This is a genomic window from Streptomyces sp. NPDC059224, assembly GCF_042754285.1.
Lineage (GTDB): Bacteria > Actinomycetota > Actinomycetes > Streptomycetales > Streptomycetaceae > Streptomyces.
The window spans coordinates 16,579-41,979 of record NZ_JBHZAN010000006.1; the positions used below are offsets into that span (position 1 = coordinate 16,579).

The window sequence follows — 25,401 nt, forward strand, 5'->3', positions numbered from 1 at the left end:
TCACGGCTTGCCTACTGCTTACCGCACAGCGAGACGACCTTCTGCTCATCCTCCGAGAGGGTGGGGCCGGGGCTGGGGGTCGCTGAGTGGGACGGGGACGGTGACGCCGTGGAGGACGCCGAGTTCGAAGGGCTTGGCGAGGCCTTGGACGTGAGAGAGGTCTTGGTGGTTCCCGTGGTGCCGCCGGCCTCGCCCTGGCCGGTCTTGGAGCCGGTCTTGGTGCCGGACGTGGTGCGCTCCGACTCCTTCTTGCAGGCGGAGGCCTGCACGGCCAGCTCCTGGACCTTCGACTGGGCGTCGGTGAGACCGCCTTCGGCGATGGTGGCCTTGACCTGCTTCTGCTGGTAGGGCGGCAGGTACTTGAGTTCGATCTCGGGGTGGTCCTTCTCCACCTTCGAGAGCGAGACCCAGGCCAGGTCCTGGCTGATGCCCTGGTACAGCGCGATGTGCTCGCCGTTGGCGCCGACGTAGAACTGGGTCTGCGTCCAGCGGTAGCCGCCGTACAGGCCCCCGCCGATCACGGCGAGGGCGAGGATGCCGAAGAAGGATCTCTTCAGCCACCTGCGGCCCTTGCGGGGCTTGACGAAGTCGTCGTCGGTGTAGTCGTCGAAACCGCCGGCCGGGACGTATCCGGTGGTGTCGCCGGAGCCGGGCGGGCCGAACTCGCCGCCCCCGCCCTGGCCGGGCACCTGGCGGCCGAGGTTCGCCGCGCGGCCGGCCGGGGTCTGCATGAAGCCGTTGTCGTGCAGGTGGTGCTGGTTCTCGGCGACGGCGCCGACCACGACCGGGGTGTCGGAGAGCTGCCCGGCGAGGGTGTCGCCGGTGTCCAGGTCGAGGACGTCCGCGATGATGACCGTGATGTTGTCGGGGCCGCCGCCGCGCAGTGCGAGCTGGATCAGCTCCTGCACGGTCTCCTGCGGCCCCTGGTAGCTGGCGAGGGTCTCCTCCAGGGTCTGGTGGGAGACGACCCCGGAGAGCCCGTCGGAGCAGATGAGGTAGCGGTCGCCGGCGCGCACCTCGCGGATCGACAGATCCGGCTCGACGTGGTCGCCGCTGCCGAGCGCGCGCATCAGCAGGGAGCGCTGCGGGTGGGTGGTGGCCTCTTCCTCGGTGATCCGGCCCTCGTCGACCAGCCGCTGCACCCAGGTGTGGTCCTGGGTGATCTGCGTGAGCAGGCCGTCCCGCAGCAGGTACGCGCGGGAGTCGCCGACATGCACCAGGCCGAGCCGCTGCCCGGTCCACAACAGGGCGGTGAGGGTGGTCCCCATGCCCTCCAGCTGCGGGTCCTCCTCGACCATGGCGCGCAGCTGGTCGTTGGCGCGCTGCACGGCGTGGCCGAGGGAGGTGAGGATGTCGGAGCCCGGCACGTCGTCGTCGAGCGTGACCAGGGTGGAGATCACCTCGGAGGAGGCGACCTCACCGGCGGCCTGGCCGCCCATGCCGTCGGCGATGGCGAGCAGGCGGGGACCGGCGTAGCCGGAGTCCTCGTTGCCCTCCCGGATCATGCCTTTGTGCGATCCGGCGGCGAAGCGCAGTGACAGACTCATGCGCACCTCGCCCGTCGGCTCCGGGTACATCCGCACGGTGCCCACCCTCCGGTCGGGAGCGCGCCGGGGACCGGCGTCCGGTCCGCCGCCGCGTGCTCGCTCCGCTCGCGCCTATCCATGATGTAGCACTACTTCCGCAGCTCGATGACGGTTTTGCCGATGCGGATCGGCGCTCCCAGCGGGATCGGCGTGGGAGTCGTCAGCCGGGACCGGTCCAGATACGTGCCGTTCGTGGACCCGAGGTCCTCGACGATCCACTGGCCGTCGCGGTCCGGGTAGATCCTGGCATGGCGGCTGGAGGCGTAGTCGTCGTCCAGCACGATCGTGGAGTCGTGGGCGCGGCCCAGGGTGATGGTCTGTCCCTGGAGCGCGACCGTCGTACCCGTGAGCGTGCCCTCGGAGACGACGAGCTTGCTGGGGGCGTTGCGCCGCCGGCCGCTGCCGGCCGCCTGCTGCTGGCCGCGCTGCTGCGGTGGCGCGGCCTGCTGCCGGGCGGCGGGTTGCTGCCGGCGTCCTTCTTCCCTACGCGATCCGCGCTGGGTGACGCGCGTACCGAACAGGTCGCTGCGGATGACCTGCACGGCCACGATCACGAACAGCCACAGTACGGCCAGGAAACCCAGCCGCATGACCGTGAGGGTCAGCTCTGACATTGCCCCCGCTTCACCCTTCGGCTTGCCGGTAAATGATGGTGCTGCTGCCCACGACGATCCGCGAGCCGTCGCGGAGCGTAGCGCGGGTGGTGTGCTGCCCGTCCACCACGATGCCGTTGGTGGACCCGAGATCCTGGATCGTCGAGGGCGTTCCGGTCCGGATCTCGCAGTGCCGGCGGGAGACGCCGGGGTCGTCGATCCGCACGTCGGCCTCGGTGCTGCGGCCCAGCACGAGCGTCGCGCGGGAGATCTGATGGCGGGTGCCGTTGATCTCGATCCAGTAGCGGGTACGGGAGCCGGGCGCCGGGGCGCCGACCGGCCCGGAGGGGCCGGCGGGCCGCTGGGCGGCGGGCTGGGTCGGCTGTGGGTAGCCGTAGCCACCGGGTCGCTGCGGGGCGCCGGCGGGCGGTGCGCTGGGCATGGGCGGGGCCGCGGCGGCCTGCGGGTAGCCGTAGCCGGGTCGCTGCGGGGCGCCGCCGGCCGCGGGCGCGCGGTCCGGGGCGGCCTGCTGGTTGCTGGAGGAGGCGAGGGTGCGGCTGCGCACCCGGTACAGGCCGGTGTCCAGGTCCTCGGCCTTCTCCAGGTTGACCTTGATGGGCCCCATGAACGTGTAGCGCTGCTGCTTGGCGTAGTCGCGGACCATCCCGGCGAGCTCGTCGCCGAGCTGTCCGGAGTAGGGGCTGAGCCGCTCGAAGTCGGGAGCGCTCAGCTCGACGATGAAGTCATTGGGTACGACGGTCCGGTCGCGGTTCCAGATCGTCGCGTTGTTGTCGCACTCGCGCTGCAGCGCACCGGCGATCTCCACGGGCTGGACCTCGGACTTGAACACCTTGGCGAAGGTGCCGTTGACCAGACCTTCGAGACGTTGCTCGAACTTCTTCAGGACTCCCACAGGGCACCTCCTCTGTCGCGTTGCCCGTACGGCTTGCCTTACCGCTACTGCTCACTGATCGTATCTACGCGCCCGGCAATCAGCCGGTTCCCCCAGCGGCTCCCCTTCGAACTCCTCGGCGTGCTTGTTCCCGTCAGGGATCGGCACTTCCGCTGCCAAGGATCGTAGAGGCGCCCCATGACCAGTGTCCCGCACCCGACTGTGGACCCGATCCCTCTGTGGACAGATGGCCTGGACCGGTACGAGGTTGATACGTGACCGCAGACTGCTCGGTACGTGAGCCCCGGGTGGCCGCTGCCCGCGGAGAACGGATGTGAATCCGCCCCTCCCCACGTGCTAGTGTTCTGCATGTCGGAAGGCGCCGCCCCGAAGGAAACACAGGGGCCGGGACCGGAGGACACACCCAATGCGCGGGTGGCGGAATAGGCAGACGCGCTGGATTCAGGTTCCAGTGCCCGCAAGGGCGTGGGGGTTCAACTCCCCCCTCGCGCACAGACGCAGAAGGCTCATCGTGATCACGGTGGGCCTTTTTGCTGTGCCGTTGCGGTTCGCTGGTGCGGGCGCAGGGCCGGGTGGCCGGGGCGGCGATGTGATTTTCCTGTCGGTGTGAGGTGTCTCTCAGTGGGGGGAGAGGGGCGGACGGCGCTATCGGCCGGGGCCGGTGTCTCTGGACGCGCGACCGGTGGTCCCGCCTGAGGGGCGCGGGGAACCGCGTGACCAGCCCCGGCCACCCGCGGGCGTACGGCGACGGTCGACCACCCCTTCATGTCAGCCCCCGAAGTTGTCCACAGGGTCTGACGGGTCACCTGCCCCCACCTGTACCGTCTCCACGAGTTGATGTTCGTGCGGGCGGATGTGCGGATGTCCGGAGTGCGGGGGAGGCGGTCGACGTGACCGGACCGGAAGGGCTGACGACGGCCGAGGCACGCAAGCTGCCCTCGCCGAAGGGCTTCGCGCAGTGGCCCGTGCAGGGCTCGCCCAAGGACGAGGGCAAGGCGCTGCGTTCGGCCGTTCCGCGCCGTGATCACGCCGTCCTGGACCTGGACGGCTCCCGGCCCGACGCGGTGCGCGCGGTCGAGGAGTCCAACCGCGACCGGATCCCGGAGCTGGTCCCGATCAGGGTCGGCAGGATGGCGGCGAGCCCGTTCGCGTTCCTGCGCGGCTCGGCCGGCCTGATGGCCTATGACCTGGCCCGCACTCCCATGACCAGGATCGCGACCCAGATCTGCGGCGACGCCCACGCGGCCAACTTCGGTCTGTACGGCGACCCGCGCGGCGACCTGGTCATCGATCTGAACGACTTCGACGAGACGGTGCTCGGCCCCTGGGAGTGGGACCTCAAGCGGCTCGCCGCCTCCCTGGTGCTGGCCGGCCGGGAGGCGGGCGCCGACGAGGACATGTGCCGCAGGGCGGCGGGCGACGCGGCCGGCGCCTACCGCCGCACCATGCGTCTGCTGGCCAGGCTCCCGGTGCTGGACGCGTGGAACGCCATCGCGGACGAGGAACTGGTCTCCCACTCCGACGCCCACGACATGCTCGGCACCCTGCGCAGGGTCTCGGAGAAGGCGCGCGCCAACACCAGCGGCCGGTTCGCGGCCCGCTCCACCGAGCCCACCGAGAACGGCGGGCGCCGCTTCGTCGACGCCGCTCCGGTGCTGCGCCGGGTCACGGACGAGGAGGCGGAAGCGGTCGTGGCGGCCCTGGAGCACTACGTCGGCACGCTCTCCGAGGACCGCCACCCCCTGCTCTCCCGGCACGCCCCGCACGACGTCGCCTTCCGGATAGTCGGCACCGGCAGTGTCGGCACCCGGTCGTACGTGGTGCTGCTCCTCGACCATCGTGGCGAGCCACTGATCCTCCAGGTCAAGGAGGCCCGCCCGTCCGCGCTCGTCCCGCACCTGGCCACGGCCGGTTTCGAGGCGCCCGCCGTCGGCCACGAAGGGCGCCGGGTGGTCCTCGGGCAGAAGCGGATGCAGGTGGTCAGCGACATCCTGCTCGGCTGGACCACGGTGGCCGGCCGGCCCTTCCAGGTCCGTCAGTTCCGCAACCGCAAGGGCAGCGTCGACCCGGCGGCCCTGTCTTTCGACCAGATCGACGACTACGGGCGGATGACCGGCGCCCTGCTGGCCCGCGCCCACTCCCACAGCGCCGACCCCCGCCTGATCGCCGGTTACTGCGGCAAGAACGAGGAGCTGGACGAGGCGATCGCCGCGTTCGCGGTGGCCTACGCCGACCGCACGGAGGCGGATCACGAGACACTGGTGACCGCGGTCCGGACGGGCCGGATCCCGGCGGAGACCGGGGTGTGACCGTCGGAGGCAGGGCAGGTCCTCAGGCGCTCGGGGCGCTCGGGGAGGTGGGTCGCTGCCCGGAGAACCCCTCGTGGCCTGCGGAGATCTGGCCGAGGAGCGGGTGGCGGCCACCCGTGGCGACGACAGGCCCTAGTCTGGTCGGGTGACGACCCCGGAAGCTGAGCAGTCTGAGGCATCGCGGCCTGAGGAACGCCTGGAGCGAGCCGTGCGGGCCGCCGAGCAGGCGTTGATCGAGTTCGAGATCGCGGTCGAGACCTTCCGTGTCGAGGTGGAGAACTTCTCGCGCCTGCACGAGCAGAAGCTCGGCCCTCTCTACCTCCACCTCGAAGAGCTGGACGCGCGGATCGCCGAGGCGAAGGCCGCCCGTACCGGTGACCCCGAGGACGTCCGCGCCGCCGAGGAGGCCCGGGCCCGGGTCCTGCCCATCCCCGGTGTCGAGGAACTGATGCACGGCTGGATGGACGGCAGCGGCCTGTTCCCGGAGGCCGTCGCCATGCTCACCGAGCAGGAGGTACGGCCCCCGCAGCGGGTGCGGCCCAGCGAGGAGGCCCGCCGGCTCTACCGCGAGCTGGCCCGCAAGGCCCACCCCGACCTGGTGCAGGAGGGGGACGAGCAGGACCGGCGTGAGGAGTTTCTCAGCCGGGTCAACGCGGCCTACGCCCGCGGCGACGAGGCTCTGCTGCGGGAGCTGGCCGAGGAGTGGGAGGCCGGCCCGGTCCCGCCCGAGCGCAAGCCCAGCCGCGCCGAGGAGCTGTACGCCCGCCTCGAATGGCTGGCCGAGCGCAAGGAACTGCTCACCCTGGTCGCCAGGGAACTGGAGAACGGCCCCATCGCGGGCATGCTCCGGCTGGCCCCCGAGGACCCCGACAGCCTCCTTGAGGAGATCGCCGGGAAGCTCTACAAGGACGTCGCCGAGCGGGAGGCGGAGCTGGCCGCGCTGCTCGCCGAGGAGTAGCCGCACGCCCGGGAGCGGCCGTCGGGTAGCGTCGGAGCCATGAACTTCGCAGCGCGTGTGCCCACGGTCGAGGTCGCGGACCTCAAGGACGGTGACTTCCTGCTGGACGTCCGTGAGGACGACGAGTGGCAGGCGGGCCACGCCTCGGGTGCCCTGCACATCCCTATCAGCGAGTTCGCGGCCCGCTACGGCGAGTTCACCGAGGCCGCTCCCCAGGACGGCCGTGTCCACGTGATCTGCCGCTCCGGCGGCCGTTCGGCACAGGTCACGATGTACCTGGTCCAGCAGGGCATCGACGCGGTGAACGTGGACGGCGGCATGCAGACCTGGCAGGCGGCGGGCCGCGAGGTCGTCACGGACGCGGGAGAAGCGGGCTTCGTGATCTGAGCCGGCCCGGCGGCGCAGCGCCCCGCGAGGGGCGCGCGGACCCGCGCGACCAGCCCCACACCGTCCCCACCGGCCGGCGGACCGACCCCGACCGCCGGCGGGCCGTGGACCGCGCCCTACCGAGCGCCCCCCTTTTTCCCAGGCTCTATCCCAGTGGATGTGCGGCCAGCAGATCCCCCAGCGCCTCCTCGTGGGCCGCCGCCGACCCGAGCGCCAGCTCGAGGTGCTTCGCCCAGGCGTGGTAGCGGTGCAGCACGTAATCCGTGTCGGCCCCGAACCCGCCGTGCAGGTGCTGCGCGGTCTGAACCACCCGCCGCACGCCCTCCGCCGCCCAGATCTTCGCCACCGCCACGTCCCCGGCCGCCGGCAACGCCCCGGCCGCCCCGGAGGCGATCCGCCACGCCGCCTGCCACAGCGTCGCCTCCATGGCGCGCAGGTCGATGTACCGGTCGGCGGCCTGCACGGCGACCGCCTGGAACGTGGCGACGGGATGCCCGAACTGCTCCCGCTTCCCCGTGTACCCACTGGTCATCTGCAGCACCCGCTCACCCACCCCGAGCGCCAGCGCACACGTCCCGGTCGCCAGCAGCTCCCGCAGCCACTCCCAGGCCCCTCGCGCCGTCACCACGTCCGGCCCGGCGACCCGCGCCGACTCCAGCCGCAGCTCGCCGAGCCTTTCCCCGCTGGTCGAGACCTGCTCGGCGAGCGTGACCCCGTCACCCGACGGCGCCACCAGCGCCAGTACGCTCCGGTCGCCGTCGGTGTGCGCCGGTACGAGGACGAGACCGGCGTCGTACACCCACGGCACCGCGGTCTGCACCCCGTCCAGCACCCACCCGTCACCGTCCCGGCGCGCGGTCACCGCCAGCTCGGCCGGGTCGTGCCCGGTGCGGCCGCTCGCGGCGACGGTCAGCACCAGTTCGCCGCGGCCCGCCGGCGCCAGGAGCCGGTCCCTCAACTCCGTGTCGCCGTAGGCCTGCACGGCCGCCATGGCCGCGCTGTTCTCCAGCAGCGGCACCCGGGCCAGCACCTTCGCCGACTCCCGCAGCACCAGGCAGAGCGCGATCGCGTCCAGTGACGCCCCGCCGTACTCCTCGGCGGACAGCAGGCTCAGCAGGTCCGCGCCGGCCAGTGTGTCCCAGAGTTCCCGGTCGAAGTGCTCGGCCACGGCCCCGGTGGTCAGCGCGGGGCTCGGCACCGCGTCCGGTGCCACCGCGGCGAACACCCCGCGTGCCGCCTCGGCCGCCGCCAGCTGCTCCTCGGTGAAGGTGAAGTCCACGGTCCTGTCCTCCCGGCCGGTCCGCTGATCTGACGGTCCGTCAAGATAGAACAGGTTCTAGAAGAAGGGAACGGAAAACCGCTGCGATCACCAGTTCCTTCCGTCGTAGGCTGTCGGCCGCTGTCCGCCGATGTGGACGGGCACACGAGGGAGGACACATGGGGATCCGAAGCCTGACCCGCATCGAGGCCGAGCGCCGGTCCGCGCTGGTCACGGTCGAGCGGTACGACGTCGACATCGACCTCACCGCCCTGCCGAACGGGCCGGAGATCCGCTGCGTCTCGACGGTGACGTTCACCTGCTCGGAGCCGGGCGCCGAGACCTTCGTCGACTGTGCGGCCGAGGTACGCTCCGCCACCCTCAACGGCACCGCCCTCACCCCGGGCGACGACGGCCGGATCCCGCTGCCCGGCCTGGCCGCGCGCAACGTGCTGCGGGTGGAGAGCCTCCAGGCCGACACCACGACCAGCCCGGGCGCCCACAAGGCCGTCGACCCCGCCGACGGCGAGGTCTACCTCTGGACCAGCTTCGAACCCGACGAGGCCCGCTTCGTCTGGGCCTGCTTCGACCAGCCCGACCTCAAGGCTCCGCACGCCTTCACCGTCACCGCCCCGGCCGCCTGGACCGTGCTCAGCAACTCCGGCGACCCGCGCGTCGAGGAGCAGGGCGCCGCCCGCCGCTGGAGCTTCCCGGACACCCCGCCGCTGTCCGTGTACAACACCGTCGTCAACGCGGGCCCCTTCCACGAGATCCGCCGCGAGGCCGGCGGCCACGACCTCGGCGTCTTCGCCCGCCGCTCGCTCGCCGAGGTCCTGGAGCGCGACGCCGACGAGATCTTCACCCTGACCGGCCAGGGCCTCGCCTTCTTCGCCGAAGCCTTCGCGATGCCGTTCCCGCAGCGCAAGTACGACCAGGTCTTCATGCCCGAGTTCGGCGGCGCGATGGAGAACTACGGCTGTGTGACCTGGTCGGACATGTTCCTGCGCCGGGCCACGCCCACCCACGCGGAACGCGAGCTGCTCGCCGTCGTGCTGCTGCACGAGATGGCGCACATGTGGTTCGGCAACATCGTCACCATGCGCTGGTGGGACGACCTCTGGCTGAACGAGGCCTTCGCCGAGTTCGCCTGCCACTGGGCCGCCGAGGGGGCCACCCGTTACACCGACGTGTGGGCCGGCCACCTCGCCGGCGGCAAGCTCAGGGCCTACCTCTCCGACCAGGGCCCGGTCTCCCACCCGATCCACCAGCCCATCCACGACGTCGCCCAGGCCGCGTCGATCTTCGACAGCATCACGTACCCCAAGGGCGCCTCCGTCCTCCAGCAGTTGATGACCTACGTGGGCGAGGACCGGTTCCGCACCGGCATGGCGGCCTACTTCGCCCGCCACGCCTGGGGCACCACCACCCTCCAGGACCTGATCGACGCCCTCGCCGAGGCCGGTGACAGGGACCTCGCCACCTGGCGCAAGGCCTGGCTGGAGACGGCCGGCACCGACCGCTTCACCCTGGAGCACGACGGCTCCACCGTGATCCTGGTCGCCGACGGCACCCCGCGCCCGCAGGTCCTCGCGGTCGGTGCGTACGACCGCACGGGCGACGCCCTCGAACGCGCCGCCCTGGTCCGCGTCGAGGTGAGCGAGCCCCGCACCCCGGTCACCGGCCTTCCCGCCACGTCCGACCTGCTCCTGATCAACGACGACGACCTCACCTTCGCCACCACCCGTCCGGACCCCGCCGGCCGGGACACCCTGTTCCGCGTGGCGGCCCGGCTGCCCACGGCCATCTCGCGGGGCGTGGCCGTCGCCACCGTCTGGGACATGCTCACGGCCGGGGAGGCCACGGCGGCCGAGGCCGGACGATGCCTCACCGCGGTCCTCGCCGCCGAGACGTCCGACGCCGTGATCGAGCCCTTCCTGACCCTCGTCACCAACATCGCCGAGCTCTGGGCCCCGGACGCCGACCGTCCCGCACTGACGGAGGCCGTGGCCGGGGTCTGCCTGCAACTCGCCGACGACCCGGGCCGCCGCCAGGTGGCCCTGCGCGGCCTGGCCCGCACCGCGACCGCCGAGGGCCTGGCCCGGCTCCGCGACCAGGCCGACGACGACGTGGACCTGCGCTGGCGCGCCCTTGTCCGCGAGGCCGAACTCGGCGGCGACGTGACCGCCGAGTCCGCGGCCCTGCTGGAGCGCGACCCCGACCCCGACGCGTGGGTCCGCGCCCTCACCGTCCGCGCCGCCGTCCCCGACCCGGCCGCCAAGGCGGAGACCTGGCAGCGGCTGGCCGTGGACCGCACCGTGCCGGTCCAGTCGGTCGGCGCGGTGGCGGCCGCCTTCTGGCGACCGGGCCAGGACGCCCTGCTCGCCCCCTACGCCGAGCGGTACCTGGCCGAGATCCCGCGGCTGGACCAGGGCGGAATGATCCCGGCGATGGTCTACACCTCCCAGCTCTTCCCGCCGTACGCCATCGACTCCGCGTACGTCGAGAGGGCCCAGCAGGCGGTCCAGGAAGCGGCCCCCGTGGTCCGCAACACCCTCCTGGAACGCTCCGACACCGTTCGTCGCATGCTCCGGGCCCGGGCGGTGAACGCCTGATCCACCCATCGCTGTGGAAAACCTCCGGCGCGGCCTGTGGACAGCTCGTCGGGCGGAGTTCCACGGGCCCTTCTCGTCCCCGTCGGATCCGCTGTGAGCTGGGCCGGAGACCCCGGTGAACCGCCGTAGGGCCGCCGCCGGGGACGGTCGGAGTGGCGATGGCCACGCTGCTGGGCCCCTCCCCGGGGCTGCGCCCGGCGGCCGGTGCTGAGTACCGTTCCGTGCGAGTGCCGGGCAGCGGCACACCGGTCGGCCCCGGACGGGTCGTCCGGACGGCACGGCGGTACCGGGGAACGGGGCGGCATGGACGCGTACGACGGCGACTCGGACGCCCGGCAGGGGCCGGAGGGTCCGGTCGCGCCGCGTCCTGATCCGGGGCCTGCCGGACCCGTCGAAGGGGTTCGGCAGGAGCAGCCGCCGCTCGCCCCGCCCCGCGCCGGCGTCGCCGCTCTCTCCCCGCGCTACCAGGTCGGCGCGGCCCTCGCGCTGGCCCTCGTCGCCGTCGCCACCTGTGTCCACCTCGGGATGGTGTTCCTGAGCGTCGCGCCGGCGAACACGGTGACGAAGCAGCACGGCAAGGCGATAGAGGAGTGGGTGTACCCGGAGTTCGAGCAGAACTGGAAGCTGTTCGCGCCGAACCCGCTCCAGCAGAACATCGCCGTACAGGTGCGCGCGGACGTCCGGATGCAGGACGGCACCACGGCCACCACGGGCTGGAACGACCTGTCCGCGCAGGACGGCCAGGCCATCGACGGCAGCCTGCTGCCGAGTCACACCGTGCAGAACGAACTGCGCCGGGCCTGGGACTTCTTCGTCACCACCCACGGCAACGACAACCGACCGATCGGTCTGCGCGGCTCCCTGTCGGAGCAGTACCTGCGCCGGATCGTCGTGCTGCGCATGTACGAGGGGGACGCGACCAGCGAGAAGGGCACCATCGCCCGTGTCCAGGTGCGCTCCAGCACCACCGATGTGCCCCCGCCGGACTGGAGTGGCGAGAAGGTCTCCGACACGCCCGTCTACCGGGTGCTGCCCTGGTGGACGGTCACGGCCGACGAGGCCGGCGGAGGTGTGCGATGAGCCGTCTCGCCCTGTGCCTGTCCCGCGCCATCGCCCGGGTCACCGGGTCGGCGCTCGGCCCCTACCAGACGGCCGTCGTACGCATCGGCTTCGCCGCCACCTGGCTGCTGTTCCTGCTGCGCGAGTACCCGCACCGCCAGGAGCTGTACGGCCCCGACGGCCCCTGGAGCTTCGGCCTGGCCCAGCAGCTGACCGCGGACAACCACGCCTTCACGGCGCTGCTGGCCTCCGACGGCCAGACCTTCTTCGAGGTCTTCTACCTGCTGGCCGTCGTCTCCAGCGCCCTGCTGCTGGTGGGCTGGCACACCCGCGCGATGTCCCTGCTGTTCATGGTCGGCGTGCTGTCCCTGCAGAACCGCAGCGTCTTCGTGGGCGACGGCGGCGACAACGTGCTGCACCTGATGTCCCTCTACCTGGTGTTCACCCGTTGCGGCCAGGTGTGGTCCCTGGACGCGCGCCGGGCGGCACGCGCGCGTGCCGAGGGACCGCCGGTCACCGACCGGGCCGGGCCGGCGCTGTGGGCGGTGTCGGGTGTCCTGCTGGTCGCGGCGGCCCTCACCGGGCGCACCGGCGGCGGCTGGCTGGTGCCGGCCCTGCTGTGGGCGGCCTGGGCGGGCGCCGCCCTGTGGTGGGCGACGGGCCGCCGGGCGCGTACGCCCGAGCCCCGGATCCTGCTGGACGTCGTCGCCGACGTCCTGCACAACGGCGCCCTGTTCGTGATCATGGCCGAGGCCTGCCTGATCTACGCCACCGCGGGCTGGTACAAGATCCAGGGTTCCCGCTGGCAGGATGGCACCGCCGTCTACTACCCGCTCCACCTGGACTACTTCTCGCCCTGGCCGGCCCTCGCCGACCTGCTGTCCGCCAACGGCACCCTGGTGATGCTGGTGACCTACGGGACGGTCGTCGTCCAGGTCGCCTTCCCGTTCACGCTGTTCAACCGCCGGGTCAAGAACGTGCTGCTGGCCGCGATGATGACCGAGCACGCGGTGATCGCGGTCGTGCTCGGCCTGCCGTTCTTCTCGCTGGCCATGATCGCGGCGGACTCGGTCTTCCTGCCGACGGCCTTCCTGCTCTGGCTGGGCGGCCGGGCGGCACGCGCACGGGACCGCGTCCGGCGGCGCGGCGGTCCGTCGCTGCCGCCCGCTCGCTCCGCGGAGGCCGACGAACAGCCCCGCGTAGGCTTCGGGGCATGACCGACCCCCTGGACCGCTGGGCGCTGCCGGCGGGTTCAGCCGTCCTCCTCGACGGCTTCCACGCCCTCAAGCACGCCCTGCGCTTCGGGGCACAGGTGCCGGTGGCGGTCACCACGGACCGGGCGGCGGCGCTGGCCCTGGCGGACGAGCTGGCGCCGGACGTGCGGGAGGCACTGGCCGCCCTGCTGACCGAGGTGCCGCCGCAGGTGTACGCGTCGCTGGTGTCCCGCCCGCATCCCACGGCGGTGGCGGCGCTGGCGGTACGGCCGTCCCGCGAGGACAGTCTGCGCGAGCTGGCCCGCGATCCGCGCTCGGCCCCCGTCGTGGTCCTCGACGAACCCCGCAACCTCGGCAACGCCGGCGCGGTGATCCGCCTGGCGGCGGGCTTCGGTGTGACGGGAGTGATCACGACCGGCACGCTCGACCCCTGGCACCCGACGGTCGTACGAGGCGGCGCGGGCCTGCACTTCGCGACGGCGGTCGAGCGCCTGACCGTGCCGGAGCTGCCGCCGGGCCCGGTGTTCGCGCTGGACCCGGAAGGCGAGGACATCCGGGGCACCAAGCTCCCGGACAACGCGATCCTCGCCTTCGGGTCGGAACGAACGGGTCTGTCGGCGGACCTGCGCGCGCGTGCCGACCACCTGCTGCGACTGCCGATGCGCCCGCAGGTGAGCAGCTACAACCTGGCGACCAGCGTGGCGATGACCTTGTACCACTGGAGTGCCCGTTAGCGGGCCCCGGCCGCCACGCCCGGGCAGGGGCGCGGGGAACCGCGCGGCCAGTTGCGACGGATCCGCGGTTCCCGACGGCGATCGGCCTCCCCGAACGGCTACGCCTCCCGGCGCACCTCGATCACCCGGAACCGGTTCGCCACGAACGCCCCGTCGCACAGGGCCGCGTTGGCCGCCGGGTTTCCGCCCGAGCCGTGGAAGTCGGAGAACGCGGCCGTCTGGTTGACGTAGACCCCGCCGACCAGGTTCAGCGACAGCTGGGCGGCCTCCTCCAGGCAGACCTCCTCCACGGCGCTCTCCACGTCCGGGTCGACGGTGTACGCGCCGACCGTCATCGCGCCCTTCTCCCGGACCGTGCGCCGCAGCAGCTCCACCGCGTCGGAGGCCGAGTCGACGGCGACCGCGAAGGAGACCGGTCCGAAGCACTCGCTCATGTACGCGGCCTCGTCGTCCGGCTTGGCGCCGTCCAGCTTCACGATCACCGGGGTGCGGACGACCGCGGCCGGGAACTCCGGGTTGGTGATCTCCCGGGAGGGGAGGGCGACCTCGCCCAGTCCGGCGGCGGCCTCCAGGCGGGCCTTGACGTCGGGGTTGACGATCGCGCCGAGCAGCGCGTTGGCGCGGGCGTCGTCGCCGAGCAGGCCGTCGACCGCGCGGGCGATGCCGGCCACCACCTCGTCGTAGGTCCGGGGTCCTTCGTCGGTGCGGATGCCGTCGCGGGGGATCAGCAGGTTCTGCGGGGTGGTGCACATCTGGCCGCTGTACAGGGAGAGCGAGAACGCCAGGTTGGAGAGCATCCCCTTGTAGTCGTCGGTCGACTCGACCAGGACCGTGTTGACACCGGCCTTCTCGGTGTACACCTGGGCCTGCCGGGCGTTGGCCTCCAGCCAGTCGCCGAAGGCGGTGGAGCCCGTGTAGTCGATGATCTTGATCTCCGGGCGGGTGGCGAGCGTCTTCGCGATGCCCTCGCCCGGGCGTTCCGTCGTCAGTGCCACCAGGTTCGGGTCGAAGCCGGCCTCGGCGAGCACCTGGCGGGCGACCTGCACGGTGAGGGCGAGCGGCAGCACCGCGCGCGGGTGCGGCTTCACCAGGACCGCGTTGCCCGTGGCGAGGGAGGCGAACAGGCCCGGGTAGCCGTTCCACGTCGGGAACGTGTTGCAGCCGACGACCAGGGCGATCCCGCGCGGGACCGGCTTGAAGGTCTTCGTCAGCGCGAGCGGGTCGCGCTTGCCCTGCGGCTTGGACCACTCGGCCGTGTCGGGGGTGCGGACCTGCTCGACGTACGCGTAGGCCACCGCTTCCAGGCCGCGGTCCTGGGCGTGCGGACCGCCCGCCTGGAACGCCATCATGAACGCCTGGCCGCTGGTGTGCATGACCGCGTGCGCGAACTCGTGCGTCCGGTCGCTGATCCGCTTGAGGATCTCCAGGCACACCACCGCGCGCGCCTCCGCGCCCGCGTCGCGCCACGCGCGCTGGCCGGACTTCATGGCGGGCAGCAGTGTGTCGACGTCGGCGTGCGGGTAGGTCACGCCCAGTTCGATGCCGTACGGGGAGACCTCGCCGCCCAGCCAGTCGTCGGTGCCGGGCTGGCCGAGGTCCACGCGCGTGCCGAGGAGGGCGTCGAAGGCGGCCTTGCCGGCCGCCGCGTCCAGGCTGCCGTGCTCGCCGTAGGCCTTGGGGTGCTCGGGATGGGGGGACCAGTAGGCGCGGGTGCGGATCGCCTCCAGGGCCTGGTCAAGCGTGGGCCGGTGCTTGGCGATCAGCTCGTGCACGGTGAGTTCGGCGGTCATGCGGGACCAACTCCTCGTCTGATGAGCTCCCCTTCGAGCTCATGACCTGGGCGGAAACGGCCGGACAGGGTTAGAGTAACCGAACGATCGGTCGGGACAAGGGGGCCTGCCGCATCTGTGGAAATCCCCGTGCGGGAGGATCGCGGACATGACAGCACTCGACCTCAGCAGCCCCGTGGGGGTCGCCGGCGCCGGCACCATGGGCCAGGGCATCGCCCAGGTCGCACTCGTCGCGGGCCATCCCGTCAGGCTGTACGACGCCGTGCCCGGACGGGCCCGGGACGCCGCCGCGGCGATCGGCGCCCGTCTCGACCGGCTGGTCGAGCGGGGCCGCATGACGGCCGCCGACCGCGACGCGGCCCGCGCCCGGCTGCTGCCCGCCGGGGAGCTCACCGAGTTCGCGGACTGCACGCTGGTGGTGGAGGCCGTCCAGGAGCGGCTGGAGGTCAAGCAGGAGCTGTTCCGGGCGCTGGAGGACATCGTCGACGGCGACTGTCTGCTGGCGACCAACACCTCCTCCCTGTCGGTGACCGCCATCGGCGGCGGCCTGCGCGGCGCCGCCCGGCTGGTGGGCCTGCACTTCTTCAATCCGGCTCCGCTGCTGCCGCTGGTCGAGGTGGTCTCCGGGTTCGCCACCGACGTCACGTCGGCCACGCGCGCGTACGAGACGGCCCGCGCCTGGGGCAAGACGCCGGTCGCCTGCGCGGACACCCCCGGCTTCATCGTCAACCGCATCGCGCGGCCCTTCTACGCCGAGGCGTTCGCGGTCTACGAGGCGCAGGCCGCGGACCCGGCCACCATCGACGCGGTGCTGCGTGAGAGCGGTGGCTTCCGGATGGGCGCGTTCGAACTGACCGACCTGATCGGCCAGGACGTCAACGAGTCCGTCACGCACTCCGTGTGGCAGGCCTTCTTCCAGGACGTCCGCTTCACGCCCTCCCTGGCCCAGCGCCGGCTCGTCGAGTCGGGTCACCTGGGCCGCAAGACCGGGCACGGCTGGTACGACTACGCGGACGACGTCGAGCGCCCCGAGCCGCACACCGCCGAGCCGGCCGACGCGCCCTCCTACGTCGTCGCCGAGGGCACCTTGGGCCCGGCCGCCGAACTGCTCGCGATGATCCGCGAGGCGGGCATCCAGGTCCGCGAGGAGGACGAGGACCACGGCACCCGGCTGGTCCTGCCCAGCGGCGGCCAGCTGGTCCTCGCCGACGGCCAGACCTCGGTGGAGTTCCGGGACGTCGTCTACTTCGACCTGGCGCTCGACTACCGCCGCGCCACCCGCGTCGCGCTGTCCGCGGGACACGACACCCTGCCCCGGACGCTCAGCGAGGCCGTCGGTCTCTTCCAGGCGCTCGGCAAGCAGGTCAGCGTCATCGGTGACGTGCCCGGCATGATCGTCGCCCGCACGGTCGCCCGGATCATCGACCTCGCGCACGACGCCGTCGCCAAGGGCGTCGCCACCGAGGAGGACGTCGACACCGCGATGCGCCTGGGCGTGAACTACCCGCTCGGCCCGTTCGAGTGGAGCCGCCGCCTGGGCCGCGACTTCGCCTACGACCTCCTCGACGACCTGCACCTGCGCGACCCGAGCGGCCGCTACGCGCCCTCCCTCGCGCTCTATCGCCACGCGTACGCCACCGAGAAGCGGGAGGGCGCCTCATGACCACCGCCAAGCGCGACACGTACACCCCGGAGACCCTGCTCTCGGTGGCCGTGCAGGTCTTCATCGAGCGCGGTTACGACGGCACCTCCATGGAGCACCTCTCCAAGGCGGCCGGGATCTCCAAGTCGTCCATCTACCACCATGTCTCCGGCAAGGAGGAACTGCTGCGCCGGGCCGTCAGCCGTGCCCTGGACGGCCTGTTCGGGATCCTCGACGAGGAGCACGCGCGCGTGGGGCGCGCGGTGGACCGCCTGGAGCACGTCGTACGGCGCATGGTGGAGGTGCTGATCACCGAACTGCCGTACGTGACGCTGCTGCTGCGGGTGCGGGGCAACACCGACACCGAACGGTGGGCGCTGGAGCGGCGCCGGGACTTCGACCACCGGGTGGCCGACCTGCTGAGGGCGGCCGCCGCCGACGGGGACGTGCGTGCCGACGTCGAGGTGCGCCTCGCCACCCGGCTGGTCTTCGGCATGGTCAACTCGATCGTGGAGTGGTACCGCCCGGACGGGCGCGGCTCGACCGAGCGCGAGGTCTCCGACGCGGTGGCGCGCCTGGTGTTCTCAGGGCTCCGCGCGGCCTGACCCGGGCGCCCGGCCTCAGCCGCCCGGCCCGAGGTCCTCCTCCTCGAACACCAGCAGCGTGCGGGTGCTGAGCACCTCCGGGATCGCCTGGAGCCGGGTCAGCACCAGCTCGCGCAGTGCCCTGTTGTCGGGCGTGTGCACCAGCAGCAGGACGTCGAAGTCCCCGCCCACCAGGGCGATGTGGTCGGCGCCCGGCAGCTGCCGCAACTCCTCGCGCACCGTGCGCCAGGTGTTCTGGACGATCTTCAGCGTGATGTAGGCGGAGGTGCCGTGGCCGGCCCGCTCATGGTCCACGCGGGCGCCGAAACCGCGGATCACCCCGTCCTCGATGAGCCGGTTGATACGCGCGTAGGCGTTGGCGCGCGAGACATGGACCCGTTCGGCGACCGACCGTATCGAGGCCCGGCCGTCCGCCTGGAGGATCTGCAGGATGTCCTGATCAATGGCGTCCAGCGGGCGGGCGGGCGGCAGCCCCGCACTGTCCCGCGGCCCCTCGGCCATTTGTTCAGGTGGCATGTCCCCCCGCCTTCCTGTTATGGACGTACTGCATTCATTCCAGGTTGTGGAGAACCGTTTGTCCACAGCCTGGAGCCGCCTGTAGCCAAAATGTGCTGACGACCGAACAATCGGTAGGTGAGACGGGTCACAGCCGGTCCGTCTCCTGTAGCCACCCCCACGAGGAGGTGCCGTCATGACGGTCCTGGAGCAGCGCGGCGCATACCGCCCGTCGCCGCCGCCCGCCTGGCAACCCCGGACGGACCCCGCGCCCCTGCTGCCCGACGAGCGGCCGTACCGCGTCCTCGGGACCGAGGCGGCCGCCAAGGCCGACCCGGAGCTGCTGCGCCGGCTCTACACCCGGCTGGTGCACGGCCGCCGGTACAACACACAGGCCACCGCCCTCACCAAGCAGGGCCGTCTCGCCGTCTACCCGTCCAGCACCGGCCAGGAGGCCTGCGAGGTCGCCGCCGCGCTCGCCCTGGAGGAGCGCGACTGGCTCTTCCCCAGCTACCGCGACACCCTCGCGGTCGTCGCCCGGGGCGTGGACCCCGTGGAGGCGCTCACCCTGCTGCGCGGCGACTGGCACACCGGCTACGACCCCCACGCCCACCGCGTGGCCCCGCTCTCCACCCCGCTCGCCACCCAGCTCCCGCACGCGGTCGGCCTCGCCCACGCGGCCCGGCTCAAGGGCGACGACGTGGTCGCGCTCGCCATGGTCGGCGACGGCGGCACCAGCGAGGGCGACTTCCACGAGGCGCTGAACTTCGCCGCGGTCTGGCGGGCCCCGGTCGTCTTCCTGGTCCAGAACAACGGCTTCGCCATCTCCGTCCCGCTCGACAAGCAGACCGCCGCCCCCTCCCTGGCCCACAAAGCCGTCGGATACGGGATGCCGGGCCGCCTGGTCGACGGCAACGACGCGGCCGCCGTGCACCAGGTCCTCTCCGACGCCGTGCGGCACGCGCGCGAGGGCGGCGGTCCCACCCTGGTCGAGGCGGTGACCTACCGCATCGACGCCCACACCAACGCCGACGACGCCACCCGCTACCGGGGCGACGCCGAGGTGGACGCCTGGCGCGACCACGACCCCATCCTGCTGCTGGAGCGCGAGTTGACCGACCGCGGCCTGCTCGACGACGACCTCGTGCGGAACACCCGCGAGGACGCCGAGACCATGGCCGCCGACCTGCGCGAGCGCATGAACCGCGACCCGGAGCTCGACCCCATGGCCCTCTTCGACCAGGTGTACGCCGAGACCACCAGCCAGCTGCGCGAGCAGCGCGCCCTGCTGCGGGCCGAGCTGGAAGCCGAGCAGGACGGCCGGGAAGGCGGCGACCGATGACGACCGTCGCCGTCAAGCCCGCCACCATGGCACAGGCCCTCAACCGCGCCCTGCGCGACGCGATGGCCGCCGACCCCGCCGTGCACGTCATGGGCGAGGACGTCGGCGCCCTCGGCGGGGTCTTCCGGGTCACCGACGGCCTCGCCAAGGAGTTCGGTGAGGACCGCTGCACCGACACCCCGCTCGCCGAGGCCGGCATCCTCGGCACCGCCGTCGGCATGGCCATGTACGGGCTGCGCCCGGTCGTGGAGATGCAGTTCGACGCCTTCGCCTATCCCGGGTTCGAGCAGCTGATCAGCCATGTCGCCCGGATGCGCAACCGCACCCGCGGCCGGATGTCCCTGCCGATCACCGTCCGCATCCCCTACGGCGGCGGCATCGGCGGCGTCGAGCACCACAGCGACTCCTCCGAGGCCTACTACATGGCCACCCCCGGACTGCACGTCGTCACCCCCGCCACGGTCGCCGACGCCTACGGCCTGCTGCGCGCCGCCATCGCCTCCGACGACCCGGTCGTCTTCCTCGAACCCAAGCGCCTGTACTGGTCCAAGGACACCTGGAACCCCGAGCAGCCGACGGACGTTGAACCCATCGGCCGCGCGGTGGTGCGCCGCACGGGGCGCAGTGCCACGCTCATCACGTACGGCCCCTCCGTGCCGGTCTGCCTCGAAGCCGCCGAGGCCGCCCAGGCGGAGGGCTGGGACCTCGAAGTCGTCGACCTGCGCTCCCTGGTGCCGTTCGACGACGAGACGGTCTGCGCCTCGGTACGGCGCACCGGGCGCGCGGTCGTCGTACACGAGTCGGGCGGGTTCGGCGGACCGGGCGGGGAGATCGCGGCCCGGGTCACGGAGCGCTGCTTCCACCACCTGGAGGCGCCGGTGCTGCGCGTGGCCGGGTTCGACATTCCCTACCCGCCGCCGATGCTGGAGCGCCACCATCTGCCCGGTGTGGACCGCATCCTGGACGCGGTGGCGCGTCTGCAGTGGGAGGCCGAGGGCTGATGGCACAGGTGCTGGAGTTCAAACTGCCCGATCTCGGGGAGGGGCTGACCGAGGCGGTGATCGTCAGCTGGCTGGTCCAGGTCGGCGAGGTCGTCGCGATCGACCAGCCGGTCGTCGAGGTCGAGACGGCCAAGGCGATGGTCGAGGTCCCGTGTCCCTACGGCGGTGTGGTCACGGCCCGCTTCGGGGAGGAGGGCGCCGAACTGCCCGTCGGCGCACCGCTGCTGACGGTCGCCGTCGGTGCGGACACCCCCGCCCCCGAGCCCGAGGGCTCCGGCAACGTTCTGGTGGGCTACGGCACCGGGGCGCCCCCGGCACGCCGCCGCCGGGCCCGCCCCACCGCACCGGACCGGGCCAACGGCACGGCCGGGAAGCCGGCCGCCGTCGAGACCGCGGTCCACGCGAGCGTGCCCGCACCGCCCCCGGCCACCGAGGGCCCCGTGCCGGTGATCTCGCCCCTGGTCCGCCGGCTCGCCCGGGACAACGACCTGGACCTGCGCCGGTTGTCCGGCTCGGGCCCCGACGGCCTGATCCTGCGCGCCGACGTCGAGGACGCCCTGCGGGTCGGTGCGGCCCGCGCCGCCACCAGGACCCCGGCCGGCCTGCCGAACTCCGCGGCGGGCACGGTGAAGGCGGGCGCAGCCGGCGCCGCGGCCGCCCCGTCGCACGCCAGGTCCGGCACCCGTACGCCCCTCAAGGGCATCCGGGGCGCGGTCGCCGACAAGCTCTCCCGCAGCCGCCGCGAGATCCCCGACGCGACCTGCTGGGTGGACGCCGACGCGACCGAGCTGATGCGCGCCCGGACCGCGATGAACGCGGCGGCGGCCCCGAAGATCTCCCTCCTCGCGCTCCTCGCCAGGATCAGCACGGCCGCCCTGGCCCGGTACCCCGAGCTGAACTCCTACGTCGACGTGGAGGCCCGCGAGATCGTCCGACTCGACCAGATCCACCTGGGCTTCGCCGCCCAGACCGACCGGGGCCTGGTGGTCCCCGTCGTCCGGGACGCCCACACCCGCGACGCCGAGGCCCTGACCGCGGAGTTCGCCCGGCTGACCGAGGCGGCCCACGCCGGGAAGCTCACCCCCGGCGAACTCACCGGCTCCACCTTCACGTTGAACAACTACGGCGTCTTCGGCGTCGACGGCTCCACGCCGATCATCAACCACCCCGAGGCGGCGATGCTGGGCGTGGGCCGCATCGTCCCGAAGCCGTGGGTGCACGAGGGCGAACTGGCGGTCCGGCAGGTCGTCCAGCTGTCCCTCACCTTCGACCACCGGGTCTGCGACGGCGGCACGGCGGGCGGCTTCCTGCGCTATGTGGCCGACTGCGTGGAGAACCCGGCGGTGCTGCTCAGGACGCTCTAGCCGGAGCACCCCTGCCACCGCGCCGCGCAGATCGCCCGCCCGCTATCGGTTCCCAGTGATCCACCCTCCCCCCATACTCGAAAGGTGACCGACACCGAGCCGCCGGCCTACGACGCGATCGTGTTGGCCGGCGGCGCCGCGAGACGCCTCGGCGGGGCCGACAAACCCTCCGTCCGGGTGGGCGGCCGCCCGCTGCTCGACCGCGTGCTGACGGCCTGCGCCGGCGCCCGGGACACCGTCGTCGTGGCGGCTCCGCGCCCCACCCCGCGCCCGGTCCGCTGGACCCGCGAGGACCCCCCGGGCGGCGGCCCGGTCGCCGCCCTCGACGCCGGCCTGCGTCACACCACCGCCGACCGCGCGGTCGTACTCTCCGCCGACCTCCCCTTCCTCGAACGGGCGACCGTGGAGCGGCTGTTGGCCGCCCTGCACGCCACCGGCGCCGACGGCGCCCTGCTCACCGACACCGACGGCCGCGACCAGCCCCTCGTCGCGGCCTACCGCACGGCACCGCTCCGCCACGCCCTGTCGGCCCTTGCCCGGGGCGACGGAGACGACGGTGGAGACGACGGCGAGGCCCCCGGCCGCGGCGCCCCCGGTCTCACCGGCCTCCCCCTGCGGCGCCTGACCGCCGCACTCGACCTCACCCGTGTCCCGGACCCCCTCGCGTCCTTCGACTGCGACACCTGGGACGACATCGCCGACGCCAGGGCACGCATCAGGGAGCATGGTCACGTGTTGGATGAATGGATCTCCGCAGTCAAGGACGAACTGGGCATCGACCTGGACGTCGACACCCGCGTCCTGCTCGACCTGGCCAGGGACGCCGCGCACGGCGTGGCCCGCCCGGCCGCCCCGCTGACCACGTTCCTCGTCGGCTACGCGGCGGCGCAGGGCAATGGGGGCCCGGAGGCGGTGGCCGAGGCGGCCCGCAAGGCCGCCGCCCTGGCCGTGCGCTGGGAGGAGGAGGCGAACGCCGCCGGGCAGTCCGCTTCCGGGAAGCCCGCCCCCGGCTCCGGTCCCGGCCGGTGACCGGCCCCGGTATCCGGGTCGGAGGGTCCGCCGGGGGCACCGACGACGATCTCGACGTCGAGGAGGCACTCGCCCTCGTGAGAGAACCCAGGGAGCCCAGGGAAGTCGGAGAGGGCGCCGCCGGCCCGACGCCGCCCGCCGCCCGGGACGCGCACGCCCACGGCGGCCCGTCGGCGCACCAGCACCGCGCCATCCCCTGGCCCCAGGCCCGTGAGACCGCCGCCCGCGCCGCCCGCTCCGGTGCCCGCCGCGCCCCCGTCTCCGTACCGCTGGCCGACGCCCTCGGTCTGGCCCTGGCCGCACCGCTCAACGCGCTGACCGACCTGCCCTCCTTCGACACCTCCGCGATGGACGGCTGGGCGGTGGCCGGCCCCGGCCCCTGGGACGTGCGCGACGAGGGCGTGCTGGCCGGACACGCACAGCCCGAGCCGCTCATCGACGGCGAGGCGGTACGGATCGCCACCGGCGCCCGGATCCCGGCGGACACCACCGCCGTGCTGCGCAGCGAACACGGCCGTACCGACACCCAGGGCCGGCTGCACCCCACCCGTGAGGTCGTGCACGGTCAGGACATCCGGCCGCGCGGCCAGGAGTGCCGCAGCGGCGACCAGTTGCTGTCGGTCGGGACCCTGGTCACCCCGGCCGTCCTCGGCCTCGCCGCGGCCGCCGGATACGACAGCGTCACGGTCGTCCCCCGCCCCCGGGCCGAAGTCCTGATCCTCGGGGACGAGCTGATCACCGAAGGGCTCCCGAGCGAGGGACGCATCCGGGACGCGCTCGGCCCGATGCTGCCGTCCTGGCTGCGTGCGATCGGCGCCGAGGTGATTGCCGTACGCCGGCTCGGCGACGACGCCAAGGCCCTGTACAAGGCAATCACCTCGTCGAGCGCCGATCTCGTGGTCACCACCGGTGGCACCGCGTCCGGCCCGGTCGACCATGTGCACCCCACCCTGGAACGCATCGGGGCCGAGCTCCTCGTCGACGGCGTCAAGGTCCGCCCGGGCCACCCCATGCTGCTGGCCCGCACCCAGCAGAACCAGCACCTCGTGGGTCTTCCCGGAAACCCCCTCGCCGCGGTCTCCGGCCTGCTCACCCTCGCCGAACCCCTGCTGCGCACCCTCGCGGCCCACCCGGCCCCCGAGCCGTACGCGGTGCCCCTGGCGGAGGCGACGCACGGACACCCGTACGACACCCGGCTGATCCCCGTCGTCCTGCGCGGTGACGCGGCCGTCCCGCTGCACTACAACGGCCCGGCGATGCTCCGTGGCATCGCCGCCGCCGACGCGCTCGCGGTCGTGCGGCCGGGCGGGGCACAGCGGGGTGAGGAGACGGAACTCCTCGACCTGCCGTGGGCGGCCGCCGGGATCGAGGTGTGTTTCACGTGAAACTTCCGGGCCATGACGCCATCGCCCGCCAAGCGGACGAACATCTGGTGACCCAGCGGGTGAAACTCCCGTCGAAAGTGGTGGAGCGCCCGATCCGCCAGGTCAGCAGACGGCTGTCTCTGGCCCTGCTGGTGCTGGTCGCCACCGCCTTCATCGTCTATGCCGACCGCGACGGCTACAACGACACCTCGGACGGCAGCATCGACCTCCTCGACGCCTTCTACTACGCGACCGTCACCCTCTCCACCACCGGATACGGCGACATCACCCCGGTCAGTGACGCCGCCCGGCTGACCAACATCTTCGTCATCACGCCGCTGCGCGTGCTGTTCCTGATCATCCTGGTCGGCACCACGCTCGAAGTCCTCACCGAACGCACCCGGGAGGAATGGCGCCAGAACCGCTGGAGGTCCGCCTTGCGGGATCACACCATCGTCGTCGGCTTCGGGACGAAGGGGCGCTCGGCGGTCCAGACCGTCTGTGTGTCCGGGCTGAAGGCGGAGCAGGTGGTCGTGGTCGACCCCAGCGCCAAGGCGATCGAAGCGGCCACCGCGGAGGGGTACGCCGGGGTGGTCGGGGACGCCACCCGCAGCGAGGTGCTGAAACGGGCCGAGGTGCAGCGGGCCCGGCAGATCATCATCGCCACCCAGCGGGACGACACGGCCGTGCTGGTGACCCTGACCGCCCGGCAGCTCAACAAGGGCGCGAAGATCGTGGCCGCCGTCCGCGAGGAGGAGAACGCGCCGCTGCTGAAGCAGTCCGGCGCCGACGCCGTCATCACCAGCGCCAGTGCCGCCGGACGGCTGCTGGGGCTGTCCGTGCTCAGTCCGGCCGCCGGCATGGTCATGGAGGACCTGATCCAGCAGGGCACCGGCCTTGACCTGGTGGAGCGCCCGGCGGTCAAGGCCGAGGTCGGCAAGACCCCGCGCGAGACGTCCGACCTGGTGGTGAGCGTCCTGCGCGGACACCGGGTCCTCGGCTACGACGACCCGGCCGTCGGCACCATCCAGCCGACGGACCGGCTGATCACGATCGTGCGGGCCTCCCCGGGCAACAGGACCGCCCCGGACATACGGCCGCTGCCGCGGGCCTGACCGGAGGCGTGGGCGGCCGGGCTGGGGGTAG

At 72.7% G+C, this 25,401-nt stretch carries 21 protein-coding genes and 1 tRNA gene; 16 read left to right on the plus strand and 6 right to left on the minus strand.

Annotated features, from left to right (window positions below; translation table 11 throughout):
• Positions 1–11: 11 nt before the first annotated feature.
• From ACFXI4_RS07785 to ACFXI4_RS07795, 3 genes are all read right to left on the minus strand, one after another.
• Entirely contained in the window at positions 12–1,577 is a 1,566-nt protein-coding gene (locus ACFXI4_RS07785; RefSeq protein WP_384989024.1) for a Stp1/IreP family PP2C-type Ser/Thr phosphatase, read from the minus strand.
• A gap of 98 nt (positions 1,578–1,675) precedes the next feature.
• A complete protein-coding gene (locus tag ACFXI4_RS07790) occupies positions 1,676–2,200 on the minus strand; it encodes an FHA domain-containing protein (RefSeq protein WP_351316637.1) in 525 nt (174 codons plus the stop codon).
• A 10-nt stretch (positions 2,201–2,210) separates the two neighbouring features.
• Complete coding sequence (locus tag ACFXI4_RS07795; RefSeq protein WP_384988847.1) at positions 2,211–3,092, minus strand: FhaA domain-containing protein; 882 nt, start codon at positions 3,090–3,092, stop codon at positions 2,211–2,213.
• Positions 3,093–3,500: 408 nt separating this feature from the next.
• Here ACFXI4_RS07795 and ACFXI4_RS07800 point away from each other — a divergent pair.
• From ACFXI4_RS07800 to ACFXI4_RS07815, 4 genes are all read left to right on the plus strand, one after another.
• A tRNA-Leu gene (locus ACFXI4_RS07800) sits at positions 3,501–3,584 on the plus strand.
• 398 nt (positions 3,585–3,982) lie between these two features.
• The gene (locus tag ACFXI4_RS07805) at positions 3,983–5,401 is read left to right on the plus strand and encodes a DUF2252 domain-containing protein (protein WP_384988848.1); all 1,419 of its coding nucleotides are present in this window, start codon (positions 3,983–3,985) and stop codon (positions 5,399–5,401) included.
• Positions 5,402–5,546: 145 nt separating this feature from the next.
• Positions 5,547–6,359 (plus strand): hypothetical protein, encoded by an 813-nt coding sequence (locus ACFXI4_RS07810; protein WP_384988849.1) that lies wholly within the window; start codon positions 5,547–5,549, stop codon positions 6,357–6,359.
• 57 nt (positions 6,360–6,416) lie between these two features.
• Positions 6,417–6,746, plus strand: a complete 330-nt coding sequence (locus ACFXI4_RS07815) for a rhodanese-like domain-containing protein (RefSeq protein ID WP_362714673.1) — start codon at positions 6,417–6,419, stop codon at positions 6,744–6,746.
• A gap of 145 nt (positions 6,747–6,891) precedes the next feature.
• Here the strand turns inward: ACFXI4_RS07815 and ACFXI4_RS07820 are convergent, their stop codons facing one another.
• Positions 6,892–8,025 (minus strand): acyl-CoA dehydrogenase family protein, encoded by a 1,134-nt coding sequence (locus ACFXI4_RS07820; RefSeq protein WP_384988850.1) that lies wholly within the window; start codon positions 8,023–8,025, stop codon positions 6,892–6,894.
• A 158-nt stretch (positions 8,026–8,183) separates the two neighbouring features.
• Between ACFXI4_RS07820 and pepN the strand changes: the two genes are divergently transcribed.
• From pepN to ACFXI4_RS07840, 4 genes are all read left to right on the plus strand, one after another.
• A complete protein-coding gene (gene pepN / locus ACFXI4_RS07825; protein WP_384988851.1) occupies positions 8,184–10,616 on the plus strand; it encodes an aminopeptidase N in 2,433 nt (810 codons plus the stop codon).
• 303 nt (positions 10,617–10,919) lie between these two features.
• Positions 10,920–11,696, plus strand: a complete 777-nt coding sequence (locus ACFXI4_RS07830; RefSeq protein ID WP_384988852.1) for a DUF5819 family protein — start codon at positions 10,920–10,922, stop codon at positions 11,694–11,696.
• Positions 11,693–12,892, plus strand: coding sequence for an HTTM domain-containing protein (locus tag ACFXI4_RS07835; protein ID WP_384988853.1), 1,200 nt, complete (start codon positions 11,693–11,695; stop codon positions 12,890–12,892). The genes ACFXI4_RS07830 and ACFXI4_RS07835 overlap by 4 nt, the downstream gene beginning before the upstream one ends.
• Positions 12,889–13,623 (plus strand): TrmH family RNA methyltransferase, encoded by a 735-nt coding sequence (locus ACFXI4_RS07840; protein WP_384988854.1) that lies wholly within the window; start codon positions 12,889–12,891, stop codon positions 13,621–13,623. Before ACFXI4_RS07835 ends, ACFXI4_RS07840 begins: the two co-directional genes overlap by 4 nt.
• Positions 13,624–13,721: 98 nt before the next feature.
• Here the strand turns inward: ACFXI4_RS07840 and paaN are convergent, their stop codons facing one another.
• Positions 13,722–15,413 carry a phenylacetic acid degradation protein PaaN gene (gene paaN / locus ACFXI4_RS07845; RefSeq protein WP_384988855.1) on the minus strand — a complete coding sequence of 564 codons (1,692 nt, stop codon included), beginning with the start codon at positions 15,411–15,413 and terminating at the stop codon, positions 13,722–13,724.
• A gap of 148 nt (positions 15,414–15,561) precedes the next feature.
• Here paaN and ACFXI4_RS07850 point away from each other — a divergent pair, with 148 nt between their 5' ends.
• Both ACFXI4_RS07850 and ACFXI4_RS07855 read left to right on the plus strand, forming a co-directional pair.
• Complete coding sequence (locus ACFXI4_RS07850; RefSeq protein ID WP_384988856.1) at positions 15,562–17,076, plus strand: 3-hydroxyacyl-CoA dehydrogenase; 1,515 nt, start codon at positions 15,562–15,564, stop codon at positions 17,074–17,076.
• Complete coding sequence (locus ACFXI4_RS07855; RefSeq protein WP_362721125.1) at positions 17,073–17,660, plus strand: TetR/AcrR family transcriptional regulator; 588 nt, start codon at positions 17,073–17,075, stop codon at positions 17,658–17,660. Before ACFXI4_RS07850 ends, ACFXI4_RS07855 begins: the two co-directional genes overlap by 4 nt.
• Positions 17,661–17,675: 15 nt before the next feature.
• On the opposite strand, the gene ACFXI4_RS07860 is transcribed toward ACFXI4_RS07855, so the two are convergent.
• Positions 17,676–18,161 (minus strand): Lrp/AsnC family transcriptional regulator, encoded by a 486-nt coding sequence (locus ACFXI4_RS07860; protein ID WP_384989025.1) that lies wholly within the window; start codon positions 18,159–18,161, stop codon positions 17,676–17,678.
• 190 nt (positions 18,162–18,351) lie between these two features.
• Here ACFXI4_RS07860 and pdhA point away from each other — a divergent pair, with 190 nt between their 5' ends.
• From pdhA to ACFXI4_RS07890, 6 genes are all read left to right on the plus strand, one after another.
• A complete protein-coding gene (gene pdhA / locus ACFXI4_RS07865; protein WP_362721128.1) occupies positions 18,352–19,497 on the plus strand; it encodes a pyruvate dehydrogenase (acetyl-transferring) E1 component subunit alpha in 1,146 nt (381 codons plus the stop codon).
• Positions 19,494–20,498, plus strand: coding sequence for an alpha-ketoacid dehydrogenase subunit beta (locus tag ACFXI4_RS07870; RefSeq protein ID WP_384988857.1), 1,005 nt, complete (start codon positions 19,494–19,496; stop codon positions 20,496–20,498). Before pdhA ends, ACFXI4_RS07870 begins: the two co-directional genes overlap by 4 nt.
• Positions 20,498–21,862: a dihydrolipoamide acetyltransferase family protein gene (locus ACFXI4_RS07875; RefSeq protein ID WP_384988858.1), complete on the plus strand. Its 1,365-nt coding sequence runs from the start codon at positions 20,498–20,500 to the stop codon at positions 21,860–21,862. Before ACFXI4_RS07870 ends, ACFXI4_RS07875 begins: the two co-directional genes overlap by 1 nt.
• An 84-nt stretch (positions 21,863–21,946) precedes the next feature.
• Complete coding sequence (locus ACFXI4_RS07880) at positions 21,947–22,891, plus strand: NTP transferase domain-containing protein (RefSeq protein WP_384988859.1); 945 nt, start codon at positions 21,947–21,949, stop codon at positions 22,889–22,891.
• Positions 22,888–24,276, plus strand: a complete 1,389-nt coding sequence (locus ACFXI4_RS07885) for a molybdopterin molybdotransferase MoeA (protein WP_384988860.1) — start codon at positions 22,888–22,890, stop codon at positions 24,274–24,276. Before ACFXI4_RS07880 ends, ACFXI4_RS07885 begins: the two co-directional genes overlap by 4 nt.
• Positions 24,273–25,370: a potassium channel family protein gene (locus ACFXI4_RS07890; protein WP_384988861.1), complete on the plus strand. Its 1,098-nt coding sequence runs from the start codon at positions 24,273–24,275 to the stop codon at positions 25,368–25,370. Before ACFXI4_RS07885 ends, ACFXI4_RS07890 begins: the two co-directional genes overlap by 4 nt.
• Positions 25,371–25,401 lie beyond the last annotated feature (31 nt).